27 protein-coding genes and 1 tRNA gene are annotated in these 22,760 nt (G+C 59.0%); 15 read left to right on the forward strand and 13 right to left on the reverse strand.

What is annotated here, in order from left to right:
* Positions 1-3 precede the first annotated feature (3 nt).
* Positions 4-375, reverse strand: a complete 372-nt coding sequence (gene yidD, locus ASD36_RS16805; protein ID WP_060505128.1) for a membrane protein insertion efficiency factor YidD — start codon at positions 373-375, stop codon at positions 4-6.
* 1 nt (position 376) lies between these two features.
* The gene (locus ASD36_RS16810; RefSeq protein WP_060505127.1) at positions 377-826 is read right to left on the reverse strand and encodes an iron-sulfur cluster assembly scaffold protein; all 450 of its coding nucleotides are present in this window, start codon (positions 824-826) and stop codon (positions 377-379) included.
* Positions 827-1,166: 340 nt separating this feature from the next.
* Between ASD36_RS16810 and folE the strand changes: the two genes are divergently transcribed.
* The 3 genes from folE to ASD36_RS16825 all read left to right on the forward strand — a co-directional run bounded on the left by folE (position 1,167) and on the right by ASD36_RS16825 (position 3,443).
* Complete coding sequence (gene folE, locus ASD36_RS16815; protein WP_060505126.1) at positions 1,167-1,784, forward strand: GTP cyclohydrolase I FolE; 618 nt, start codon at positions 1,167-1,169, stop codon at positions 1,782-1,784.
* Between the two features lie 23 nt (positions 1,785-1,807).
* Positions 1,808-2,260, forward strand: coding sequence for a phosphoribosyl-AMP cyclohydrolase (gene hisI / locus ASD36_RS16820; RefSeq protein WP_060505125.1), 453 nt, complete (start codon positions 1,808-1,810; stop codon positions 2,258-2,260).
* A 211-nt stretch (positions 2,261-2,471) separates the two neighbouring features.
* Positions 2,472-3,443: a patatin-like phospholipase family protein gene (locus ASD36_RS16825; protein ID WP_060505124.1), complete on the forward strand. Its 972-nt coding sequence runs from the start codon at positions 2,472-2,474 to the stop codon at positions 3,441-3,443.
* A gap of 77 nt (positions 3,444-3,520) precedes the next feature.
* On the opposite strand, the gene ASD36_RS16830 is transcribed toward ASD36_RS16825, so the two are convergent.
* Together ASD36_RS16830 and ASD36_RS16835 are read right to left on the reverse strand one after the other, a co-directional pair.
* Entirely contained in the window at positions 3,521-3,949 is a 429-nt protein-coding gene (locus ASD36_RS16830; protein WP_060505123.1) for a CBS domain-containing protein, read from the reverse strand.
* A gap of 254 nt (positions 3,950-4,203) precedes the next feature.
* Entirely contained in the window at positions 4,204-4,938 is a 735-nt protein-coding gene (locus ASD36_RS16835; protein WP_060505122.1) for a rhomboid family intramembrane serine protease, read from the reverse strand.
* Positions 4,939-5,364: 426 nt separating this feature from the next.
* Between ASD36_RS16835 and ASD36_RS16840 the strand changes: the two genes are divergently transcribed.
* Complete coding sequence (locus ASD36_RS16840; RefSeq protein ID WP_060505121.1) at positions 5,365-6,009, forward strand: PAS domain-containing protein; 645 nt, start codon at positions 5,365-5,367, stop codon at positions 6,007-6,009.
* A 90-nt stretch (positions 6,010-6,099) separates the two neighbouring features.
* Positions 6,100-6,708, forward strand: coding sequence for a PilZ domain-containing protein (locus ASD36_RS16845; RefSeq protein WP_060505120.1), 609 nt, complete (start codon positions 6,100-6,102; stop codon positions 6,706-6,708).
* A gap of 304 nt (positions 6,709-7,012) precedes the next feature.
* On the opposite strand, the gene ASD36_RS16850 is transcribed toward ASD36_RS16845, so the two are convergent.
* Positions 7,013-7,399, reverse strand: a complete 387-nt coding sequence (locus ASD36_RS16850; protein ID WP_060505614.1) for an ester cyclase — start codon at positions 7,397-7,399, stop codon at positions 7,013-7,015.
* Positions 7,400-7,904: 505 nt separating this feature from the next.
* Here ASD36_RS16850 and ASD36_RS16860 point away from each other — a divergent pair.
* Positions 7,905-8,513, forward strand: coding sequence for a transglutaminase-like cysteine peptidase (locus tag ASD36_RS16860; protein WP_060505118.1), 609 nt, complete (start codon positions 7,905-7,907; stop codon positions 8,511-8,513).
* 143 nt (positions 8,514-8,656) lie between these two features.
* Here ASD36_RS16860 and ASD36_RS16865 read toward each other — a convergent pair whose 3' ends face one another.
* Positions 8,657-8,989, reverse strand: coding sequence for a hypothetical protein (locus tag ASD36_RS16865; protein WP_060505117.1), 333 nt, complete (start codon positions 8,987-8,989; stop codon positions 8,657-8,659).
* A 141-nt stretch (positions 8,990-9,130) separates the two neighbouring features.
* Between ASD36_RS16865 and ASD36_RS16870 the strand changes: the two genes are divergently transcribed.
* The 3 genes from ASD36_RS16870 to ASD36_RS16880 all read left to right on the forward strand — a co-directional run bounded on the left by ASD36_RS16870 (position 9,131) and on the right by ASD36_RS16880 (position 11,898).
* The gene (locus ASD36_RS16870) at positions 9,131-9,865 is read left to right on the forward strand and encodes a hypothetical protein (protein WP_060505116.1); all 735 of its coding nucleotides are present in this window, start codon (positions 9,131-9,133) and stop codon (positions 9,863-9,865) included.
* 213 nt (positions 9,866-10,078) lie between these two features.
* Positions 10,079-11,548 carry a D-alanyl-D-alanine carboxypeptidase gene (locus ASD36_RS16875; protein ID WP_244482248.1) on the forward strand — a complete coding sequence of 490 codons (1,470 nt, stop codon included), beginning with the start codon at positions 10,079-10,081 and terminating at the stop codon, positions 11,546-11,548.
* Positions 11,549-11,631: 83 nt separating this feature from the next.
* A complete protein-coding gene (locus ASD36_RS16880) occupies positions 11,632-11,898 on the forward strand; it encodes a hypothetical protein (RefSeq protein ID WP_060505114.1) in 267 nt (88 codons plus the stop codon).
* A gap of 63 nt (positions 11,899-11,961) precedes the next feature.
* Here the strand turns inward: ASD36_RS16880 and ASD36_RS16885 are convergent, their stop codons facing one another.
* Together ASD36_RS16885 and ASD36_RS16890 are read right to left on the reverse strand one after the other, a co-directional pair.
* Positions 11,962-12,399, reverse strand: coding sequence for a DUF1489 family protein (locus ASD36_RS16885; protein ID WP_060505113.1), 438 nt, complete (start codon positions 12,397-12,399; stop codon positions 11,962-11,964).
* A gap of 71 nt (positions 12,400-12,470) precedes the next feature.
* Positions 12,471-13,871, reverse strand: a complete 1,401-nt coding sequence (locus tag ASD36_RS16890) for an L-serine ammonia-lyase (protein ID WP_060505112.1) — start codon at positions 13,869-13,871, stop codon at positions 12,471-12,473.
* 255 nt (positions 13,872-14,126) lie between these two features.
* Here ASD36_RS16890 and ASD36_RS16895 point away from each other — a divergent pair, with 255 nt between their 5' ends.
* From ASD36_RS16895 to ASD36_RS16905, 3 genes are all read left to right on the forward strand, one after another.
* The gene (locus tag ASD36_RS16895) at positions 14,127-14,819 is read left to right on the forward strand and encodes a DUF599 family protein (RefSeq protein WP_060505111.1); all 693 of its coding nucleotides are present in this window, start codon (positions 14,127-14,129) and stop codon (positions 14,817-14,819) included.
* A gap of 85 nt (positions 14,820-14,904) precedes the next feature.
* Positions 14,905-15,912 carry a DUF1624 domain-containing protein gene (locus tag ASD36_RS16900; RefSeq protein ID WP_060505110.1) on the forward strand — a complete coding sequence of 336 codons (1,008 nt, stop codon included), beginning with the start codon at positions 14,905-14,907 and terminating at the stop codon, positions 15,910-15,912.
* 3 nt (positions 15,913-15,915) lie between these two features.
* Entirely contained in the window at positions 15,916-16,389 is a 474-nt protein-coding gene (locus tag ASD36_RS16905; RefSeq protein ID WP_060505109.1) for an isoprenylcysteine carboxylmethyltransferase family protein, read from the forward strand.
* Between the two features lie 4 nt (positions 16,390-16,393).
* Here the strand turns inward: ASD36_RS16905 and ASD36_RS16910 are convergent, their stop codons facing one another.
* Both ASD36_RS16910 and mgtE read right to left on the reverse strand, forming a co-directional pair.
* On the reverse strand, positions 16,394-16,780 hold the full coding sequence (locus ASD36_RS16910; RefSeq protein ID WP_060505108.1) for a MerR family DNA-binding transcriptional regulator: 387 nt from the start codon (positions 16,778-16,780) through the stop codon (positions 16,394-16,396).
* Positions 16,781-16,945: 165 nt separating this feature from the next.
* Complete coding sequence (mgtE, locus tag ASD36_RS16915; protein WP_060505107.1) at positions 16,946-18,373, reverse strand: magnesium transporter; 1,428 nt, start codon at positions 18,371-18,373, stop codon at positions 16,946-16,948.
* Positions 18,374-18,629: 256 nt separating this feature from the next.
* Between mgtE and ASD36_RS16920 the strand changes: the two genes are divergently transcribed.
* Entirely contained in the window at positions 18,630-19,136 is a 507-nt protein-coding gene (locus tag ASD36_RS16920; RefSeq protein ID WP_060505106.1) for a peptide deformylase, read from the forward strand.
* Positions 19,137-19,336: 200 nt separating this feature from the next.
* Entirely contained in the window at positions 19,337-19,609 is a 273-nt protein-coding gene (locus tag ASD36_RS16925; RefSeq protein WP_060505105.1) for a hypothetical protein, read from the forward strand.
* Between the two features lie 128 nt (positions 19,610-19,737).
* On the opposite strand, the gene ASD36_RS16930 is transcribed toward ASD36_RS16925, so the two are convergent.
* Positions 19,738-19,822, reverse strand: a tRNA-Leu gene (locus ASD36_RS16930).
* A 195-nt stretch (positions 19,823-20,017) separates the two neighbouring features.
* Between ASD36_RS16930 and lipB the strand changes: the two genes are divergently transcribed.
* Positions 20,018-20,776, forward strand: a complete 759-nt coding sequence (gene lipB / locus ASD36_RS16935; RefSeq protein ID WP_060505104.1) for a lipoyl(octanoyl) transferase LipB — start codon at positions 20,018-20,020, stop codon at positions 20,774-20,776.
* Here lipB and ASD36_RS16940 read toward each other — a convergent pair.
* Both ASD36_RS16940 and ASD36_RS16945 read right to left on the reverse strand, forming a co-directional pair.
* Positions 20,749-21,999 carry a hypothetical protein gene (locus ASD36_RS16940; protein WP_060505103.1) on the reverse strand — a complete coding sequence of 417 codons (1,251 nt, stop codon included), beginning with the start codon at positions 21,997-21,999 and terminating at the stop codon, positions 20,749-20,751. The genes lipB and ASD36_RS16940 overlap by 28 nt on opposite strands.
* Before the next feature lie 98 nt (positions 22,000-22,097).
* Positions 22,098-22,700, reverse strand: coding sequence for a hypothetical protein (locus tag ASD36_RS16945; RefSeq protein ID WP_060505102.1), 603 nt, complete (start codon positions 22,698-22,700; stop codon positions 22,098-22,100).
* Positions 22,701-22,760: the final 60 nt, after the last annotated feature.

The following is a 22,760-nucleotide window of genomic DNA, read 5'->3' on the forward strand; positions in this document are numbered from 1 at the left end:
GCCTTATTCCCCCGCCGGCCGCGGCAGGCGCCAGAGCCGCCAGGGCTCCCACCAGCGCGCCGCGATACGGTCCGGCACCGGATCGAACCCGCTTGTGCCGCCGGGACCGCAGCGCATAAACCGGAACAGCACCATCCAGCCACCCGGCCAGAAGCCATGACGGGCGATGGCCTCATAACCATATTCGGAACAGGTGGGGATATGGCGGCAGGAATTGCCGATGAAGCCGGAGAGCGTCAACTGGTAGAGCCGGATGAAGGCCATGCCGAACAGCCGCCCCGGCGTCTTGCGGAACGGCCCTGCATAGTTGCGGCCCGAATAGGGCCGCTTGGCCGGAGCTTCCTCATGGCCCTGACATCCCGGCTTGCCGCACATCTCAGACGGCAGCCTTGACCGAACGGGACGCTTCGATCTGGCTGATCGCATCGACGACAGCGTCGAAGGTCAACATGGTCGAGGCGTGGCGGGCCTTGTAATCCTTGACGGGTTTCAGAAAGCGCATGTCTTCGAAACGGCCCGATGGCCCCTCGCCGTCCGCCTTCAGCATCGCCAGCATGTCTTCGCGTGCCTTTCGGATTTCAGCCGATGTCGCACCGACCACGTGGCGGGCCATGATAGAGGACGAGGCCTGTCCCAGAGCGCAGGCTTTTACCTCATGGGCGAAGTCGGCAACCGTGTCTCCCTCCATTTTCAGATAGACGCGGACTTTCGAGCCGCACAGCTTGGAATAGGCGCTTGCCTCGGCATCGGGATCGGCAAGCGTGCCAATTTCCGGGATATTGCCGGCGAACTCCAAGATCCTGCTGTTATAGATTTCATCCATCATTCGGCGCGATCCGCTTGTTTTTGCGCGTTTTCAGGCAAACGGCGCATGATTTTCTATCGTATCTCAGAAAAAAACACAGTGTCTCCATCTGCGCCCCTTTCACATGCATCCCGGCATATTATATGCTATGTCGTGAGGGGGCGACAGGTTCGCAAGAGCGAACAGTCGCCTGTTGTTTGGGAAACCGTGCCGGATGATCCAGAGCCCTTAACCTCTGCAAATCAAAAAGCCCCGGAGCCCGCCGACGGAAACCAGGCCTGAAAACATCAGGTCAATGGCCAGTGGCGAGTTGTCCGAAAAGATAAACGTCAAGTAACACCTGTTACGCCAAGAGGCCATTATGGACGCCATAGTCAAGAATTTTCCCGCCGTGCCCGCCGTTGACGGCCGGCCGAGCCAAAAGGAAGCCGAGGACGCCGTGCGCGTTCTCCTGCGCTGGGCCGGTGACGATCCGGCGCGCGAGGGGCTTCTCGACACCCCTTCCCGCGTTGCAAAGGCCTACAAGGAGCTCTTCTCCGGTTATGACCTTGCTGCCGAGGATGTGCTTGGACGCACTTTCGAGGAAGTCGGCGGCTATGACGACATCGTCCTCGTCAAGGACATTCCGTTCTTCTCGCACTGCGAACACCATATGGTGCCGATCATCGGCAAGGCGCACGTCGCCTACCTGCCGGAAGGCAGGGTACTTGGCCTGTCGAAAATCGCCCGTGTCGTCGATATTTTCGGCCGCCGCCTGCAGACGCAGGAAACCATGACGGCGCAGATCGCCAAGGCGATCGACGATACGCTGCAGCCGCGCGGCGTCGCCGTCATGATCGAAGCCGAGCATATGTGCATGGCGATGCGTGGTGTCCAGAAGCAGGGCTCGACGACATTGACCACCACCTTTACCGGTGCCTTCAAGACCGAGCCCGCCGAACAGGCCCGCTTCATGACCATGCTGCGGGGCTTCAAGTAAGCTCCGTCAACCGGAGCTTTCCGATGACAATTGAATTTGCCTCCCCGTCCAACGACAAGGCGGAACTGGAATCCGGTTCCGTGTTCACACCACGCTTCGATGCCAGCGGCCTGATTACCGCCGTTGTCACCGACGCCGGAGACGGCACGCTTTTGATGGTGGCGCATATGAACGCCGAGGCACTGGCGCTGACCATCGAAACCGGTGTTGCCCACTATTACAGCCGCTCACGCAAGAGCCTCTGGAAAAAGGGCGAAACGTCCGGTAACCTGCAAACAGTCGAAGAAATTCGCACCGACTGCGATCAGGATGCACTGTGGCTGAAAGTCCGTGTCGCCGGCCATGACGCAACCTGCCATACCGGCCGGCGCTCCTGCTTTTATCGTGCCGTTGGCGCCAAGGATGGTGTCACGTCACTTAACATCATTGATACCGAAATTCATTTCCATCCGGACGACGTCTACGGCAAAAATTAATCATCTGACGCTTTTTGGCTCAGTTTTTTCGGGGATTCACGATTTCGCAACCAGACTGGGAGCGTAATCCCGACAACAAGCATACGTTCCGCCGGGAACACCTGCACGGAACGCCCTCGAATAGATTGAGTTCTTACGGCATGCGCTTGCAACGCAGTAAAGCGAGACGTGACGGCCTGTAACAGTGTGTTCTGCGGCATGGAGGTGCCGGATGTTGAACTGGACATTCAATCGCAGCGGTATCACCGCAGATGCATCGGCCCCCGGCGGCCCTTCTCACGCGCTCAGCGTCCCTCCTCCCATCGAGACCAAACCGCAGAAATCGAAGATTGCCCTTGCGCTTGGTGGCGGTGCTGCCCGCGGCTGGGCCCATATTGGCGTGCTGAAGGCGCTGGACGAAGAAGGCATCGAAGTGGGCATGATTGCCGGCACCTCGATCGGCGCGCTGGTCGGTGGCTGTTATCTGGCTGGAAAGCTCGACGAGCTGGAAACCTTTGCCCGCTCTTTGACCATGCGGCGGATTGCCGGCCTGCTTGATTTCGCTATCGGTGGCGGCGGCCTGTTCGGTGGCCTGCGCCTGACCAAGCGGATGCAGGAACACCTGCAGGACATGTCGATCGAAAATCTCGACCGGACGTTCGTCGCCGTCGCGACCGAGGTCAATTCCGGTCACGAAGTCTGGATCGGTCAGGGCTCGCTGATCACCGCGATCCGCGCCTCCTATGCGCTGCCGGGCATCTTCGAACCGGTCAAATGCAACAATCGCACCCTGATGGATGGCGCGCTGGTCAATCCCGTGCCGGTATCGGTCTGCCGTGCCCACGAACAGCAGCTGGTCGTTGCCGTCAACCTGAATTACGATCTCTACGGCCGTTCCGCCGTCATCAAGCACAATGCCGGAAGCCAGACGGCCGAGCAGCCGCAAATGCAAAAACAGCAGGAAGGCCAGGCTGGACGGATGGGCATGACCAGCGTGATGGTCCAGGCTTTCAACATCATCCAGGACCGCATCTCTCGCGCACGGCTTGCCGGCGATCCGCCGGATCTGGCGCTGCATCCCAAGCTCAACGATATCGGCCTGTCGGAATTCCACCGCGCCGGTGAGGCAATCGATCGCGGCTATCACGAAACCAAGTCGAAGCTCAGCGAGTTGCAGCGGCTTCAGGATGTGATGCTGCGATAATTTCCGGCGTTGACACCCGGCACCTCTGCCGCGCGGCCCTGATGGCAGCGCGGCTTTTTTGTGCGCAATGGTTACGATTAACCAGCGATATACGCCTTGATCTGCTCGGCCTCGTGCTCGATCGCCCGGATGTGATGACGCACCGCATCGCCGATCGAGACGATGCCGACAAGGCGACCGTTCTTTTCAACCGGAAGATGGCGGGAGCGCATGTTGTTCATGATTTCCATGATGTCGTTGATGGTCATCTCCTCGGTGCAGCAGTACACCTTCGCCCACATGACGGAGGATACCGGCTTGTCGAGGCATTCGGCGCCGAACTTGGCCATCGCAGCGACCACGTCGCGCTCCGTCAGGATACCGGCGATCTTGTCACCCGGTTTGACGATGATAACGGCACCGATACGATTTTCACTCAGCAAGGCGACCGCTTGGCGCACTTTCGCCTGCGGATCGACCGTCACCACCTGACGGCCTTTTTCATTCAATATTGCCTTAACAGACATTCAAACCCTCCCGTTTCAGCGACCTGCATCTGACCGGGACATTGGCGAACCACAAAGGCGCTCCTCGCGCTGCGGTTATGGACCAACTCGCAAGACAGATATCATTCCTGTCGCGTTATCTGCCCATTGGCATCAAACCGGGGACCGCGCGGTTCACTGCCTTCGGACAGGAATGGTGCGCTACGGACCGGCGAAAATCAAGCGCTTCCGGTAAGATCGTCAATCTTTTGAAAGGCCGTAGCCCTCTTCTAGGATCACTGGCGGGGGTCGAAAAGGCCAAACAGCAGAAAGCCGAACAGGAAGCCGCCGATATGCGCTTCCCAGGCAATGCCCCCGGCCCCACCAAAGGCAAAGACGCCAAGGCCGATCAGGAAATTGGTCAGGAACCAGATGCCGGTAAAGACCACGACCGAGCGGTTCGACAGCGCTTCGCCGACGGTCAGCCGGCGGTTGAGATGGGCGAACTGGCGGCTGATGCGGCCGCTGGGAGAAAAGACGAACCGCGCTGCAGCCCCCATCAGCCCGGCGACCACGCCGGAGGCGCCAACGACAAAAATCGTTTCGCCCCAATGGAAGGCCACGTGCAGCGCGACCGCGGCGACAGCGGACAGGCACCAGAAAAGCATGAAACGCGCCGGACCGATCCGGCGAATGACCGGGGCGCCGAACGCCACCATCCAGAAGCCGTTGAAAATCAGGTGTTCCCAGGAACCATGCAGCAGCGAATATGTCAGGGGGCTCCAGAGCCAAGCAAGGTTCTGATCCGAAAACGGGTGATCATATCGTGCCGGCCAGAATGCGAAGTTCATGATCACTGCGCTATCCACGGCGGCCGAGAGCATATAGGTGCGCACCACATGAATGATCACAAGCAGCGCCAGCACGGCAACAAGACCTGACGGCAGATTGAACGCCGGTTCGCTGACCCGCGTTGCATTGTCTGCTTCCGTGCCCTGCGGCGGCGTTGCACCGTCGGTTTGGTCTGTCATCCTGCTCACAATTCCTTCCGCCCGCTCATCCTCAACCGGGCTCTCCTGCGTCGCTCTATACGATTCACGGCTGCGTCAAAAGCGGCGTGATGCGCGGCACTTGTTCGCACAGCTTGCGGGCGCAGATCAAATCAAAAGGATTTGCAAATTCGGCCGCAGATCTTCCGGCGAAAAAAAGGCCGTCCAGTCAAAAACTGAACGGCCGGTGAGCCCCCAAAAACCCCGAGCCCAAAGTCAGTGTGCCGAAGGCAACCCTTCGTGAAGTGATGTCCTTTCATGCCATCTGAGCCCGGCGCTTTCAATCTAAACCAAACATTAACCTTAATATCGGGCTGGCACGGATATCGCAACGTACCCCCTAAGGGAGCGTTTTCTCCCGCCGGATGTGCCAAAGCGGCACAAACATGTGTCAAATGGAATGAGAGCATGCGCAGCAAGACCGCTATCGAGATCTACGCCTATTGGGATGAGTTGCGGGGGCATCGCGAGGTGCCGGCCCGCAGCCAGATCGAGCCTGGTCATATTCGTAATATCCTGCCGGATCTCTTCATCCTGGAAAAGACACCGCGTGGCGATATCCGCTTCCGGCTTGCCGGCACCCGCATCTGTTCCCTGTTTGCGCGCGAACTGCGTGGCTCGGCATTCGATGCGCTCTGGCTTGCCGAACAGACCGGCCGTCTTGCCCGCATCGCGGAGGACGTGATGACGCAGAAGACGCCTGTCGTTCTCTCGGCCTCATCCCTTGCTGGCACGGCCGATCGTCTGCCCACAGAAATCATCCTTTTGCCACTGCTGTCGCCGGATGGAGCCGTAGACCGGATCATCGGCGCATTGGTGCCGCTGTCGAGACCACTCTGGCTCGAGGCGACGCCCGTCAACTACCTCGACCTTGACGGCATTCGCGTCCTCGATATCGCCAAGACCAACCTGTTCATGCAGAACCGCCCGGAAAAGCCCCTGCCCGCACCCCGCCAACCGGCCCTCCGTCAGCCAATGGGCGACCATAGTTTTGCCGGCGCGATCCGCCGCGTGCTGCATCTTCGGGTGTTCGAGGGCGGCCGAAGGGATTAACGCCAGTCAAATACCAAGCAACGCGAGAACCTTCTGTTAACCGGAAGCAGTTAAAGCTGTGGCCTGGATGGACATCGCACAAGTGTGGTCATGTATTCGTTTCAGCAGTCGCAGACGGCCGGCCCCAAGCAGCACAACGAAGGCGCTTTCCAGCGTGTTTCTGTGAACCTGACAGGCCGCCTGATGCTTGCCAACCATGACGAATTCGAGTGCACCGCCATCGACATGTCGCCGGGTGACGTGCTGTTCACTTGCGATGCACGGCCGCGCGCCGGCGAACGCATCATCGCTTATGTCGACCATGTCGGCCGCCTGGAGGGCACGGTTTCGCGCCTTGCCGAAAACGCCTTCGTCATCCAGATCAACGCCACCGACCGCAAGCGCGAAAAGCTTGCGGCTCAGCTAACCTGGATTGCCAACAAGCACGAACTGGGACTGCCGGAAGACCGACGCCACGACCGTCTGGCCCCGCGCAAGACCCGCACGGAAATCACCCTGGAAGACGGCAGCAAATATGTCTGCCGGATCATCGACCTTTCCCTGTCCGGCGCCGCCGTCGACATGGAGACCCGCCTGCCACTCGGCACGCCCGTTCTGCTCGGCAGCATGAAGGGCCGCGTCGTGCGCCATTTCCAGGAAGGCGTGGCGATCGAATTCCTCGGGATTCAGTCGCGCGAGGCTCTGCGCGAGTTTCTTTAACGCCGGGACGCTTTCGCTTGAAAGCCATGCGTGATTTTTTGCGCACCACTTCCGGCATATTTCCAGCAATGAACAAGACAGGTTGAGGCGATAGTCTCGCGCCCCTTTGCTCGTCTTTTCCTTCGCACGAGGCGCGGCTGGCGCTTTTTGCTTCTTCTTGCTCCGATTGGTTGCCATACATCGCGCCAGCCTTCCGCATCCGGAAAAGCTCTTCAGCAGCGGTTTCGCAGGCAAAGTCTCGCGGGCGATCGACCTTTTCGAGCACAATGTGATCGATGAGCATCCGGTCGGCAGGTGCAACGGATTAGAGTTGAGCTTCGATCGCCGTCTTGTCGATAACCGACCAGACATTCGCAATCTTCCCGCCCCGAAATTCGTAGAACACATTCTCGGCAAACGAGATTGTCCTGCCATTGACCGGCAGCCCCAGGAACATCGCTTCCGGCGTACAGTCGAACACCAACCGGCTTGCGACAAAAGGCGGATCAGCGATGAGCAGATGAACGTTGAACCGGAGATCGGGAATATCCCGGTAATCACCTTCAAGCATTTGGCGATAACCCGCCAATCCGATCTGCCGGCGGTTGTGGCAAGCCTCATCGGCGACAAATTTTCCCAAGTTCGACCAATCCTGCCCGTTCAGGCAGTCGATATAGTCCCTGTAAATATCCGACAGTTCGTTTTTCGTCACGGTGCCAGCCTCGCCTCGCGTTCCATGCGACCCAATATGATACAAATCCGGATGCAGTTCAGTGCCATTTCGATGACGAACAAAGTCCGGCCATGATTTTTCGTGCCAGAATATAAAATAAATTTCCGGTCGCTTGCAGCAAATCCAGACCAAAACCGGGGATATTTTTGGTAAATCAAGTCTAAACTGATCTCCACCCCTCCCCATCTGACGCCGCGGAATTTCAAATAGCGCATGGGCGACCGCGGGTTCGGAACCGGTGAAAATGGAAAAATATGAGCATTTACAGTAACATATATGGTTTCCAGGTTGTTAAGGACAGGCGCATCAAAGTGAGAATAGTTCAAATTTTAAACGTATTTGATTCAAATGTATTTCAATATTTATTCAAGTTTATTTTGAATTTTCTACTCATTTCACTTTGTTTTGCACTTTATTTTACTTCCAATTTTCGCGAGCAATAAAAAACTCGATGTCATTGTCACTCCAGAACGGGGAGACAAGCATGACAACGAAAACATTCCTGAAGGCCGTCATCATCGGCGCGTTTCTTTCTGCAGCAGCGGTGCAGTCGGCTTTTGCCCTGCCAGCCAACATGATCACCGGCGGCTCCACCAACCCGCCAGTCGGACATTATGAGTTCTGCCGCAGCCTGCCGCAGGAATGCCGCGCCAACCCGGACAAGAAGGGACCTCTGGTCCTGACGCGTGAGGGCTGGAAGAAAATTCTCGAGGTCAACTACGACGTCAACGAATCCGTGGCGCCGCTGACCGACAAGGAAATCTACGGCGTTGAAGAATACTGGGCCTATCCCGACAAGGTTGGCGATTGCGAAGACTACGTGCTTCTGAAGCGCAAGCGCCTGATCCAGGCCGGCTTTTCGCCCTCCGACCTGTTGATCACCGTCGTGCTGCAGCCGAATGGCGAAGGCCATGCCGTGCTCACCGTGCGGACCGACCGTGGCGACTTCGTCCTCGACAACATGCGCAACAAGGTGCTGCTGTGGTCGGAGACCGAATACACCTATCTCAAGCGCCAGTCGGAACAGCATTCCGGGCGCTGGGTCAAACTTCAGGACGGCCGCACCGTGGCGGTCGGCAGCGTCAGCCAGTAAGCCAGGCATAGCAGACATACGCAGCCCGGCTCAGGATGCCTGGGCTGCGTATAAAAAGGGCTTCGGTCAGTCCCCAATCCCCGTCCCAGACCAAGGCCCTGCTGGCCGGTTCCGCTGTCCCCGGAACCGGCCTTTTTCTATTATCAAAACAGCAGCGGGCCATCTAGAAACAGCAACCAGGTACTTTGGGCCACCAGCAGGCCGTAACAGCAGGCCCAGCCAGAGGCAATCACGCCGGCGACGGTGATTTCGACCGGCGATAGAGTACCTTCCAGGCGCATCCGCCAGGTGGCTTCAGCAAACAGGGCCGGCCCGGCAAACAGCGCCAAAAACATCGGAAAGGGCCGAAACCGCCCGGTCAACGCCCCATCGGTCACCGGCCAGTGCCGGCGCGCGGCGATGCGGCAGATATCCAGCACAAGGAAGGAGACTCCAAAACCGGCAGCAAGCAGAACGGGGATCGTTGCAATATTCATCGAAAATTAACCATGTTGGGCGAGCGTCAGCCTGTTACTCCCTATCAGCAAATTCCGTGCCGCCCTTTCCTGCTCCATTCCGGCACAAGCCAGTCCGGCGACGATACTTCCTGTTAACAATGACAAGACCGCGGACCATTCATGAAAGCCAATTCAGCGACCGCCGGCCAGGATGATCATGCTCCTTTAATCTCGCCGCGCTTTGTCTACAGGCTGACGGCTGCCGTCATCGGACTGGCAACCTTGACGGCTGCGATCAGCCTTGCCGGCCGCTGGTATGGAGAAAATCTGGCGCTGGCCGGACATACGACCAGCGCGGAACCTGCCGATATCCTCATCGGGCAGGATCACCTGCGGCTTGCCTCCAATTACATCCGCTTCGAACAGCAGCGCATGACCGGCCGGGCCGAACGCGTCGACCTCTACCTGACCTGGCCGGGACTTCAAGGATATACCGACGAGACGCGCGCCCTGTTCAACGATATCAACAAGCCGGAATCGCTGCTTTTCCTCGACATTTCCCAGAGCACGATGTCCCGCGACATGTCGGGACGGATCGAGCCAATCTACCAGCATCTTTTCAGCGGTACGATCCTGCCGGGACCGGCTGGACTGGTGCGTCACGAAATGAAACAAAATTCCGGCTATGGACAGGAAGTCTTTTTTACGGCGAACCGGGATGGCGATACGCCCTACGCCGTTCGCTGCATGATGCCGGCAACGCCTGCCCTGTCGACCAGCGCCGATTGCCAGCGCGATATTCACATCGGCCGCGATCTTGTTGTGCTTTACCGCTTTTCCAGCCAATTGCTGCCACAATGGCAAGCCATCGACACCGCCATCGCAACTTTCCTGAACGATAGGCTCATCCCTTGAATGTCACTGCCTTACCTTGCCTGAGCTTCACTTGCGAAGTTCAGGGCCAGCGGATCGACTGTACCGAAATGCAAAAGAAGACGTCAGACAGCAGAAACCAATCATTCATCATAAACCGATTGGTAACGCTATCCCGATAGAGTTTCGAGAACGGTCGTTTTCGGCAGGCCACGCCCGGACGGCATCTGTGAAAATAGAATGAAGAGTAGTGTAGTGTCCAAATCCATATTCAACGGCTCCGCTCCATACGCGCCTGCGCTATTCTTCAAGAAAGCGTGCCGGGTTCTGCTGGTATCGCTGGCCGCTACGTTTACGGCGATCCCCGCCGCCTTTGCCGCGCAATATGCGGGTATCGTCGTTGATGCGAAGACCGGCAAGGTTCTGTATAGCGAAAACGCCGACAGCCTGCGCTATCCGGCTTCGCTGACCAAGATGATGACGCTCTACCTCACCTTCGAGGCGCTGGAAGCCGGCAAAATCAACGAGAATACGCCCGTTCCGTTCTCGAAGAACGCATCGGCCGAGCCGCCATCGAAACTCGGCGTGCGCTCCGGCAACTCGATCACCGTCGAGCAGGCCATCCTTTCGATGGTCACACGCTCCGCCAATGATTCATCGACCGCACTCGGCGAACTGCTCGGTGGTTCCGAAGAGCGCTTTGCCCGGATCATGACCAACAAGGCGCGTGCGCTCGGCATGACCCGCACCACTTATCGCAACGCCAACGGCCTGCCGAACGACGCGCAGATGACGACAGCGCGCGATCAGGCGCGGCTCGGCATGGCGCTTCGCCAGCATTTTCCGCAGTATTATTCCTATTTTTCGACCCGCAGCTTCCGCTTCGGCAAGCAGACGATCGGCAATCACAATCGCCTGCTTGGCAATGTCCGCGGTGTCGATGGCATCAAGACCGGCTATACGCGGGCTGCCGGCTTTAATCTGGTAACCTCAGCCCAGGCTGACGGCCGCAGCATTGTCGGCGTCGTCATGGGCGGCAAGTCCGGTGGTGCCCGTGACGCGCAGATGCGCGCCCTCGTGGCCAAATACATGCCGGCAGCGTCGCGCCGCGGCGGTGGCAATCTCGTTGCCGAAACGGCTGATGCACCGACCATGCAGACGGCTCAGGCTGTCGCACAGCCGGTCGAAACCGCTGTTGCCGCGACCGGTGGCAGCTTCAACCTCCCGAGCAACGGTCCGGTTCCGGATTTCCGCTACAGCGGCGAGACCACCAAGAGCATCGAAGTTGCCTATGCAGCGCCGGTCAAGGCCAGCGCCAACCCGCTGCTGACCCAGAAAGTCATGCCGAACACGCTGGAAGCGCAGAGCCGCAAGCTCGCCAAGGCGGCTCCGGTTCCGGCTGCCGATGTCGACAACCAGATCACCAATTCGGTTGCCAAGCCCGCCGCTGAAACAGCTGCCGTTGCCGACAATGTACCGGCCGGCTGGGTAATCCAGATCGGTGCGACACCGGACAAAGCCCAGGCCATGACATTGCTCGATAATGCCAAGGACAAGGGCGGCAAGGCTCTGCGCGGCGCAACCCCGTTCACGGTGGCATTCGCCAGTGGTGACAGCCAGCTCTACCGGGCACGCTTCGGCGGCTTCTCGGACCAGAACAAGGCGGTTTCTGCCTGCAAGACTTTGAAAAGCAAGGGCTTCGCCTGCTGGGCAAGCGCCCAGTAACGATATCACACAGTTTCGATCAGCGGCGTGTTGTGTTTACCGCTGGTCCTCCTCGGATTTGGTTTTGCGTAACGAGGTTAGTTATGGGAATGAATGAGAATGGATCGGGCATGACGCCCGCACCGGACAAAAAGCGGAAATCGCCGCGCTCCGGCCTGCACCCCTTGCACGAAGCCGCCATGCGGATCGCCGAACTCGGCAGCCGCCCCCGGTCGAAGACCAAGGATCTGGTGACACTGCTTCTGACGCACGGGGCACGGGCATGGCGCTCGACACAGCCAGATGCACAGATCCACGTGCACGTGACCTCGCCCTCGGGACGCTACCCGATCCGGCTGCGGATCCGGTAAAACGGCATGGAATAACGATCAAAGCCCGGTTTTGCCGGGCTTTTCGCATTTTGATGTCAGCTTTTAGAGAAGGCCCAGTTCGGCCAGTTCGCGGCGCAGTTCCAGCGGCAATTCTTCGGCACCGACGCCCAACGCCGCCAGATCGCGCGGCGCCTCATTGTCCTGAAGATAACGCCAGCCCTGAAAAGCACGACGGGGCTGATAGGCCGTTTCGACGACGTCAGGGCCGAGGATCAGGTTGCAGCGGCCGATCCCCTCGCCGTCGGTGAAGGTTTCGATGCCGGTCAGCCGCTGGCGGGCCTGCACCTGCCCCTTGATCACCCAATAGAGCGATCCGCCTTCCAGCAATTCTTCGACACGCTTCGGCACCATGCGTGTCGTATGATAGGAATGTGGTTCGAGACCCGCGGCAACCGCCACGGCTGCCTTGCGCGACACCCATTCGCGAAGGTCATCGATCGATTCTGCGCCGACGCAGAGCTTGATAAGATGCAAGGCCATGGCCGGAGTTGAATACCCGCACAGCGGTCGCGGTCAAGCCCGTTCTGCCCCGCTCCACAGGTGCGTGCCCGTCAGCACTCGACAACGTTGACGGCAAGGCCGCCTGTCGACGTTTCCTTGTATTTATCGTGCATATCGACACCGGTCTGGCGCATCGTCTCGATGCAGGCGTCGAGCGGCACGAAATGCTGGCCGTCGCCCTTGATCGCCAGTGAAGCAGCCGTGACCGCCTTGACCGCGCCCAGCGCATTGCGCTCGATACACGGAACCTGGACGAGACCGGCGATGGGATCGCAGGTCATGCCAAGATGGTGCTCCAGCGCGATTTCCGCCGCATTCTCGATCTGCTCCGGGGTGCCGCCCATGACGGCGGCAAGGCCCGCTGCCGCCATCGCCGAGGCCGAACCGACCTCGCCCTGACAGCCGACTTCGGCACCGGAAATGGATGCGTTGAACTTGATGATGCCGCCGATCGCCGCCGCCGTCAGCAGATAGTCGCGGATGCCGTGATGATCGGCATCCTCGTGAAAATGCAGATAGTAGCGGATCGTTGCAGGCACCACACCGGCGGCACCGTTGGTCGGCGAGGTGACGACGCGACCGCCGGCGGCGTTTTCCTCGTTCACCGCCATGGCGTAGACACTCAGCCAGTCGTTGGCGAGCAAGGGGTTGATCTTGTTGGAGCGCCATTCGTCCTGCAGCTTGTCATGGATCATGCCGGCGCGGCGGCGGACTTTCAAGCCGCCAGGAAGGATGCCGGACCCGGTCAGGCCACGATCGATACAGCTTTTCATCGCCGCCCAGATCCGGTCGAGGCCTTCGTCGAGTTCTTCGGCGGGCATCGAACATTCCTCGTTCGCCCGCTTCATCTGGGCAATAGACAGGCCGGAATGCCGCGCCATATCAAGCATCTGCTTTGCCGTCGAGAAAGGATAGGGAACCTTGACGCCGCCGGGCTTGGTCTTGCTGGCCTTCATGGCCTCCAACTCGGTATCGGTGACGACGAAGCCGCCGCCGATGGAATAATAGACGCGCTTCAACAACAGGCGGCCATCCTTGTCGAACGCAGAAAAGGACATACCATTGGCATGACCGGGCAGCGGTACCTTCTTGTCGAAGACAAGATCTGTCTTCGGCTGGAACTCATAGGACGGATGCCCGGCCGGGGTGATGCGCCCGGTGCGCTCGACTTCCTCAATGATCGGATCCATCCGGTCGGGGTCGACGCGGTCCGGACGCTCGCCCATCAGGCCAAGGATCACCGCCCTGCCCGTTCCATGGCCGATGCCGGTAAAGGCGAGCGACCCGTGCAGGCTCGACTTGATGGAAGTGATGGTGGCATTGGCCGGGCGCGGCCAGTCGCTCGACAGGATCAGATCGAGAAAGCGGTTTGCCGCCGACATCGGTCCCATCGTGTGCGAACTGGAGGGGCCGATACCAATCTTGAAGACATCAAAAACCGAAAGAAACATGCGAACTCCGCCCGGGGACTGCTGGACCGGACAAGATTGCCGGACCACGATCATTGCATCAAAACTAGGCCATCCTGTGCCTGCCATCAGGCGATCAACCGACATCCGCTTCCGTGCGTGCGACACGAACGGCGGCCGGGTGGCTGTAGCACGATTCCTCCTTCATAATTCGCCATGCCCAGCCATCGATTTCAAGGTGCTGGGTAAACTTTCGCGATACCTTGCAATTTCGGCAAAGCATGCCAAAAACGAGCCATGACAATCGTCGACTATATCGCACTGACCGTTTTCGCGCTGCTGTGGACCAGCTACAACTGGGCCACGGACGGCAAGGTGCATCTCAAGCGCATCTCGCTGACGCGTCTGATGATGGACAACAGGCGGCGCTGGCTGATGAACTCCCTTAACCGCGACTTGAAGATGATCGATACCCAGATCGTCGCCGGATTACAGGCGGGGACCGCATTCTTCGCCTCGACGACGATCTTTGCGCTGGGTGGCTGCTTTGCTCTTCTGGGCGCCACGGATCAGGTCCAGGCGATCATGGGCGACCTGCCTTATGTCTTCCAGGGCGGGCGCACGGCCTTCGAGCTGAAAGTCGGCGGTCTTGCCTGCCTGTTTGCCTATTCTTTCTTCAAGTTTGCCTGGTCCTACCGCCTGTTCAACTATTGCTCCATTCTCGTCGGCAGCATCCCGATGATGTCCGACCTGATACAGGACCGGGCCGGTGCAGAGCGTGCGGCCGAACGGGCCGTGAAGATGAACATTCTGGCCGCCAAGAATTTCAATGCCGGGCTGCGCAGCGTCTTCCTGTCGATTGGCTATCTCGGCTGGTTCATCAGCCCTTATGTCTTCATTGCGCTGACAATCTTCGTCATTTTCGTCCTGGCCCGCCGCCAATTCTATTCGGAAGCGCGCGAAGCCCTTCTTGACGACACAAACCCCTGAAAGTCTCGGGCGGCAAGCCATGTGACGCGTTGCGCCTGACGCAAGCTCGCCGCGCGATAATCACGCCATTCGAAAAGATAGAGCCATGTCGATACCCAACGCAGTCACCGAAACCGACAACGGGACGGCACCGCCGGTGGCCGCTGAAAAGCGAGGCCGCATCTGGGCGATCGATGCGCTGCGCGGGTTTGCATTGATTGCAATGGCGACCTATCACTTCTCCTGGGATCTGGAATATTTCGGCTATCTCGATCCAGGCACGGTCGGCACCGGCGCATTCAAGATCTACGCAAGGATGATCGCCAGCAGCTTCCTGTTTCTGGCGGGCCTCGGGCTTGTGCTCGGCCACTATCCGGTCTTCAAACCCCGGTCCTTCGCCATCCGCTTTGCCAAGATCGCTGCTGCTGCGCTGGTTATCACCATCGCCACCTGGTTTGCCTTTCCCGATGGCTTCATCTTCTTCGGCATCCTGCATGCAATTGCGGCAGCAAGCGTCATCGGCCTGCTTTTCCTGCGCCTGCCGACGATCCTGACGCTTCTGGTGGCCGCTGCCGCCTTTGCCGCACCGTTCTACCTGCGGTCACCCGTTTTCGACACGCCGGCGCTCTGGTGGGTCGGGCTGTCGGAAACCCTGCCACGCTCGAACGATTACGTGCCGCTGCTTCCCTGGCTGGCACCGTTCCTCACCGGTATCGCATTCGCGCGCATTGCGCTGAGCTTCGGGTGGTTCGAAAAACTGCGCACCGATGGCAGCGCCCGGTGGAAGAGGATCCTGACCGCAGCTGGCCGTCACAGCCTGATCATCTACCTCGTGCACCAGCCGCTGTTGTTTGCGCTGGTCTATGTCTATGCGCTGGGTTTCCCGGCGGCCAAACCCGACCCGGTGGAGACCTATCAGAACAATTGCGTCGCCTCCTGCAGCCTGCAGGAAAGTGCGGCGCTCTGCACCACCTTCTGCAGCTGCACGCTGGACAAACTGATGGAAGAAAACCTCTTCGCACCGCTGAACGAAGGCAAAATCGACGTCAAGACGGATGAGCGTATTGCGCGAATCGCCGGTCAATGCACCATGGAGTCACAACCCAAGGAATAGGATATGAACGCCTATCGCGCCAAGCCGCTGACCTACCCCTGGCCACCATTTCTCTATATGGCAGCCTTTGCGGGAGCGGTCGCCTTGGGGCGGATGCTGCCGATTGCGATTGTCCACGACCATGGTTGGTTTCCCTGGCTGTCTGGCTGCGCGCTGATCGCTGTTGCGGCCTGCCTGGACGCCTGGGCGGTGAAGACGCTGATCGAACGGCGAACAGCGGTTCTGCCGCATCGCTGTTCCTCGCATCTGGTCACCTGCGGACCTTACTATTTCACCCGTAATCCGATCTATCTCGGCTACACATTGATGATGGTCGGTTTCGGGCTGATCACACTCAATCCCTGGTTTTTCATTATGGCAATTGTTGCTGTTGCGCTCATGACGATGTTTGCCATCCGCAACGAAGAACGCCATCTGCTGTCGCGCTTCGGCTTCGAGTTCGAACGCTACTGCCGCACCACCAGCCGGTGGATTTGACCGCTCAGGTTCCGACGCCGATTTCGGCGAGCCGGGTCAGACAGGCTTCCTCGACATTGCCGAGTTCCTCCAGCGTTTCCTCGATGTCCTTGCGCTTCTGATTGAGTTCTTCGCGCTTTTCCTCGACACGCTTCATCAGCAGGCGCAATTGACCAGCCTCGCCCGGCGGATCCCGGTAGACCTGGATAATTTCGCGGATTTCAGCGATGGTGAAGCCGATACGGCGGCCGCGCAGGATTTCCATGATCAGGCGGCGATCTGCCGAACGGAACAATCGGGTCCGGCCCCGCCGCTCCGGGTGGATCAGCCCCTCGTCCTCGTAGAAGCGCAGGGTGCGGGTGGAAACCCCGAATTCCCGTGTCAGCTCTGTAATGGTATAATACTTGTTCACGCCTGCCTCGCCCTACACCGCAAGCGGGACAATCAGGCGACATGCGCCGGATAATACTGCTGCGATTGAAGTGTCGCACCGGAACTCTGCCTGAAATGAAGCGGCACCGATGTCCAAAAGGCAGATTGATTGACTTTGACGTAAAAGTCAAATTTTCACGTGGCGTCAACCAACCCGAAACCACCACGTCGCCAGCCCCAGGAAGGCGAAGAAGCCGGTGACGTCAGTGACTGTCGTGACGAAAACGGCCGAGGAGACGGCCGGATCGGCGCCGAAGCGGTCAAGCAGCAACGGAATCATGATGCCGGCAAGTGCCGCGGCAATCATATTGATCAGCATCGCAGCCGCGATGATACCGCCGATATTGTAATCCTGGAACCAGGCGCCGGCGACAACGCCGATCAGAATGCCAAACAGCATGCCGTTGAAAAGGCCGACCCCGGCCTCGCGGCGAACGACGCGCCAGGCATTGTGAATATCAAGATCGCGTGTGGCAAGCGCACGCACCGTCACCGTCATCGTCTGCGAACCGGCATTGCCGCCCATGCCGGCAACGATCGGCATCAATACGGCAAGGGCAACGATCTGCTGGATTGTCGCCTCAAACAGGCCGATGACCGATGCAGCCAGAAATGCGGTGAAGAGATTGACCATCAACCACGGGACGCGCGAGCGCGACGCGCTGCCGATCGAATCAGACAGTTCTTCGTCGCCGACGCCACCAAGGCGCATCAGGTCCTCTTCGGCTTCTTCCTGGATGACGTCAACGACATCATCGATGGTCAAAACCCCGACCAGCCGGTTGTTCTCATCGACCACCGCCGCGGAAAGAAGATCGTACTGCTCGAACAGCTGGGCAGCCTCTTCCTGGTCCATCTCGGCCGGCACCGGGTGGTTGGTTTCGCGCATGATCGTCTCGATCTTGACCGAGCGTTTGGTGCGCAGCACGCGGTCGAGATCAAGCGCCCCCAGCAGCTTGAACGTCGGATCGATGACGAAGATCTGGGTAAAGCTCTCCGGAAGGTTTTCGTCTTCGCGCATGTAGTCGATAGTCTGGCCGACCGTCCAGAACGGCGGCACCGCGACGAATTCCGTCTGCATGCGGCGGCCGGCCGTGCTTTCGGGATAATCAAGAGACCGTCTCAGCCGCACCCGCTCGGTAAACGGCAGCTTCGACAGGATCTCTTCCTGGTCCTCCTGATCGAGGTCTTCCAGAATGTAGACCGCATCATCGGAATCCATTTCGCCAAGGGCGGCGGCGATCTGCTCGTTGGGCAGGTGCTCGACGATATCGAGGCGGATCGCCTCATCGACCTCGGTCAGCGCCGAAAGGTCGAAATCGTCGCCCAGAAGCGACACCAGCGCCCGGCGCTGCTCCGGCTGGATGACCTCCAGAAGGTCGCCCATTTCGGACGCGTGCAGCCTTGCGACGTGCTGGCGCAGATAAAGAAGATCACGATCGGCAATGGCGGCACCGACATGCATCAGATAGTCGGAGCGCACCGACCCGTCTTCGCCGTAAATATCGGAGCCATCATAGACATCGGCTTCTAAGGGATTACGGTCCTTGTCCTGGTCGCCGGTACTGCTCATGTGCCCGCCTCAAAAGATTTGCAGCCATCCAAGGCGCCGGCATAAAACCGGGCGGGAGCAGGAAGGCAATGTCATAGACCGGTGGTCGCGGTGACCTTGAAAAAGCAAACCGCCTGTCTCTGCTAACCCAACAAACCCGGGAGGTCCACAACCCGATGCCCTGACAATTCGGTCCTGCTGCTGTTTTTGTGCAAGCTGTTGCAAAATCATATGAAATGTTTAGCTCTGGCGAAGCGAAAAACCATGGAGCCTGCCCTTGCCCCGAAGACCGATCCTGCGTTTTCCCCATCCGCTTCTATCCGTGCCAGCCAGCCCGGTGGTGCAATTCGGCACGGAGCTTGCAGCACTGGCGTCAGACCTTTTCGACACCATGCGGGCAGCCCCCGGTATCGGCATCACGGCGCCGCATGTCGGCGTGCTGCAACGCTTGACGGTGATTGAACTCGACGCTCAGTCCGGCGCTAGAATCTACGTCAATCCGGAAATCACAGGGTCATCGGCTGAAACGGTATCGCATGCCGAAGGCAGCGTCTCCATGCCGGGCATCAGCGAAGACGTGATCCGGCCGAGCCAGGTCCGTGTCCGCTATCAAACGTTACTTGGCGAGGTGAAGGAAGACCAGGCCGATGGCCTCCTGTCCATCTGCCTCCAGCACGAGATCGATCAACTCGACGGCATATTCTGGCTTCAGAGATTGTCGCGCCTGAAACGCGACAGAGCGATCAAGCGTTTCGCCAAGCAGGAGAAGGCGGCTGATTCTTGAACGCAACACTGAGATGTGCCGGAGTACAAAGCGGGTGTCTGGTACAGGTCGCGCTTCGACTATGCCCATTGGCAATCAAGCGTTGCCTCAAGCGAGACAGACACACAGATGCGCGACTGGATCCCAGCGTTCGATTTCACGCTGGCGCGATTTAATTAGCGGAGTATAAAATAAGGCAGAACGATAGGAGGAGGCCTGCAATGAGATGGGGCATGATAATGGTGGCAGCGGTACTGCTTGCCTCCTGCACTGCTGTGGAGGTTGAGCCGATCCCTGGCAGCATCACCTATAACGGCCAGCCACGCACCAAATTGACGAAGTCGCCAGCCGGCAGCACGTTCAGTCACACCTTCCACGACCAGCGGGGCAACTACTGGAGCGAGACCTATCAGATACAGCCGGATCGCTCGCTCAAAATCATTTCAAGACGCAGAGCGGAAGATTTCAGGCTGAATGATAATGGCGGATTGTAAACGGACGAACGGCGGGCTCTTTGCTTTCCACCGCAGCCTCGTCTGTTTGTGAAGCGCGGATGCTGACGAAGCCTTCACATGCCAACTTGCGATAAGGCAACAAAAAACCCGCCGAAGCGGGTTTTAGTTGGTGCGGTCGAGAAGACTCGAACTTCCACGGGTTGCCCCACAGCGACCTCAACGCTGCGCGTCTACCAATTCCGCCACGACCGCATCGTGGTAGGTGTCGTCTTGCGGCGACGGGGGTGCATGTAGCAAAAGCATTTGGGGTGCACAAGGGCAGGATGACAGAAAATTGACGGCAACATCAACTATTTCAACAGGCCTTTTCACGGCCCCCTGAGAATGCTGGACTCTTGCCCTCCGGCGTACCATTTAGAAAAGCAAATCAACGGGATTGCTTTGACCATGCAGCGCGAAAATCTGGAAAAAACATTCTTCGCAGCCGATGACTGTCCGCCGGTGCGGTGGAGAATCGCGCCCTCACCGGTCGAATATGAAGATGCAATCGAGACGATGGAGCGCGAAGCAGCCGCGATCGCGGCCGGCGAAGCGGACGAACTTGTCTGGCTCGTCGAACATCCGCCGCTCTATACAGCCGGAACCAGCGCCGATTCCGCCGATCTGGTCATGCCCGGCCGCTTTCCGGTTTTTCAGACCGGTCGCGGCGGCGAATATACCTATCATGGCCCGGGCCAGCGCGTCGTTTACGTCATGCTCGATCTGAAACGGCGCAAGCAGGATGTTCGCGCCTTCGTCGCCGCTCTCGAAAGCCTGGTGATCGAAACGCTGGCCAGTATGAATGTCCGGGGCGAGCGGCGCGAGGACCGTGTCGGCGTCTGGGTCCGGCGTCCGGAACGGCCTGCCCTGCCCGACGGCTCGATGGCCGAAGACAAGATTGCCGCGATCGGCATTCGCCTGCGCCGTTGGGTGAGCTTTCATGGCATGTCGTTGAACGTCGACCCTGATCTTGAGCATTTCGACGGAATCGTGCCCTGCGGCATTCGCGGTTATGGCGTCACCAGCCTGGTCGATCTCGGCCTGCCGGTGATGATGACCGATGTCGACATCAAGCTTCGTCAGGCATTCGAAGATATTTTTGGCCCGGCCGTCAATGACGCCGGCTGTCCACAGGACGATCAGGAAAACAGCCGGTCCGTTGCATAGACGATGGCATAACCGTGCAGGGCCACGGCAGAATAAAGCCCCAGGCCACTGAGAATCCGCTGGCCACTTGTCATCTCGTCCAGCCGGTGGCGCGGTTTGACGCCGCCGCTCCCCATCATGCTCAGCAGGCCAAAGACCGCGAGCCCGGCCAGCAGTGCCGGTGTTGAAAGGCCGATACGCCAGCCGACACCGGCAATGATCAGAGTGATGAGGAAGCTTCCCGCTACCCGGCCAGCATGTGAATGGAAAACCTGGCGCAGGACCTGACCGCCATCGAACCGGTTCATCGGCAAGAGATTGAGCAGGTTGAAAGCGCCGAGAATCAGCAGGAAAATCAGAACCGCCGTTCCCGAGCCGAACACGTCATTGCCGGCTGCTTCGTATAGAAGGATGGCACCCGGAATGAGAAAAGCCGACATGCCCGCCCCCATCAGGGCGCAGGTGGCGACCTCGAAAAGCGAATTGTAGGGTCTGCCGCCGATCGCCACCCCACCCAACAGCGGCACAAAGATCATACGCACCGATTTATGTCCGAAAGCCCGGTAGGCAGCCATATGTCCCAGTTCGTGCAGCACGATGACCAGCGTCAAAAGCGTCGATAGCAACAGGCCGTTGCGGGTAAGACCGAAGAACGGCCACAGAAGCAGCGTCGATACAATCGCCAGCCCGCATTGGACAAGTGGGTGCTCGAAAACGGCGCGAGCCGGCCTGCTCTGCCCGGTATCGAGCCATTGCTGCAACGCCTTAACCTCGCGCCGCAAGGCAAAGAAGCGAAAGATCAGAAACGCCAGGCCACGATAACGATCCGTCTGTTCGATGGTCAGATGAACCCCGTCGCCATCCTCGACGAGCCGCCGGCGCTCGTGAAAATCCTTCCAGAATACCGGGTCGAGTGCGCTGTCATCGAGCACACGAGCGTCATATTCGGTTCCAGCCCGTGTTTCGGTAACTTCCATCGACCGGACGATCGGCTGTCCATGACGATCAAGATGGGTGTAGGTTTGGCGGACCCGGTTGGGTGCTTCCTTTTGGCTGGCCAGAACGGAATGGTGCCAGTTGGCGGAAGTTCCAAGCGGAAAGATCGCGTTCCAGACCTTGGCCCGCCCCGCCCGGAACGTTGCCTGCACACGCAGCGTGCGCAATCCAAGCGGCACCGCCAGCAGAAGCCATAGCAGCCCGACATTGATGACAAGCAGCGCGATCGCCGGTGCATGCGTCGCCATATGTGCTCTCCCCTTGATGGTCAGCCGAACGCTAGCCGCAGAGCATGAACAAATCGTGCGGGAAGCCGCACCCCACCGGCCTCTCCACGTTTCAGTGGCTATGCGGCTTCGACACGACTGGCCGATACGCCCGTCAGGATACCGATCTCATCCAGCATCCTGCGCTCGCGTGCCGTCAACTGGCTGCCACGCGAGCGGGCAATGGCGCTCATGACCCGGGTAATCAGCAGAACGTCAGCCTTTTGTAGGCCATTTTTCCGGGTGCCGCGCAAGCTCGCCCAGGCCCCCGTATCCTCGGCCATCGCCATGCGTATCTGTTCCAGAGCAAATATGGACAGGCTGTCGGGAATGTGCGCGGCGATGTCGATGATGTGAAACAACAGATCGAGCTCGATCCGCGAATTGACCACGCCGCGCGTCGAGATCATCGCAATCAGCCAATCGGCATTCCACTCATCCATGGCGCCTTGCGGGTAACGGGTATGGACAATGAATTCCGTCAGGGCATCGATGAAATAATGGCGCCATTCCGGGCATTTTTCGCTGCACGAGCCGTTGATCGCCAGGAGAATTACCGCATCCTGCGATGCGGTAATTCCTGGAACGAAAACATGCTCACGCAGAATGGCGATATCATCGACCGTCAAGCGCGTCTTCCCGGCGATGACACATGCCGGATAAGAAAGACGAAGTTCACCCATCGTTTCTCTCCCGTTTCATCATGAAACTGGACTAAACGTAGACCGTGCCCGTTTCCAATC

It is taken from the genome of Rhizobium sp. Root1334, from assembly GCF_001426665.1.
Taxonomy (GTDB): domain Bacteria; phylum Pseudomonadota; class Alphaproteobacteria; order Rhizobiales; family Rhizobiaceae; genus Pararhizobium.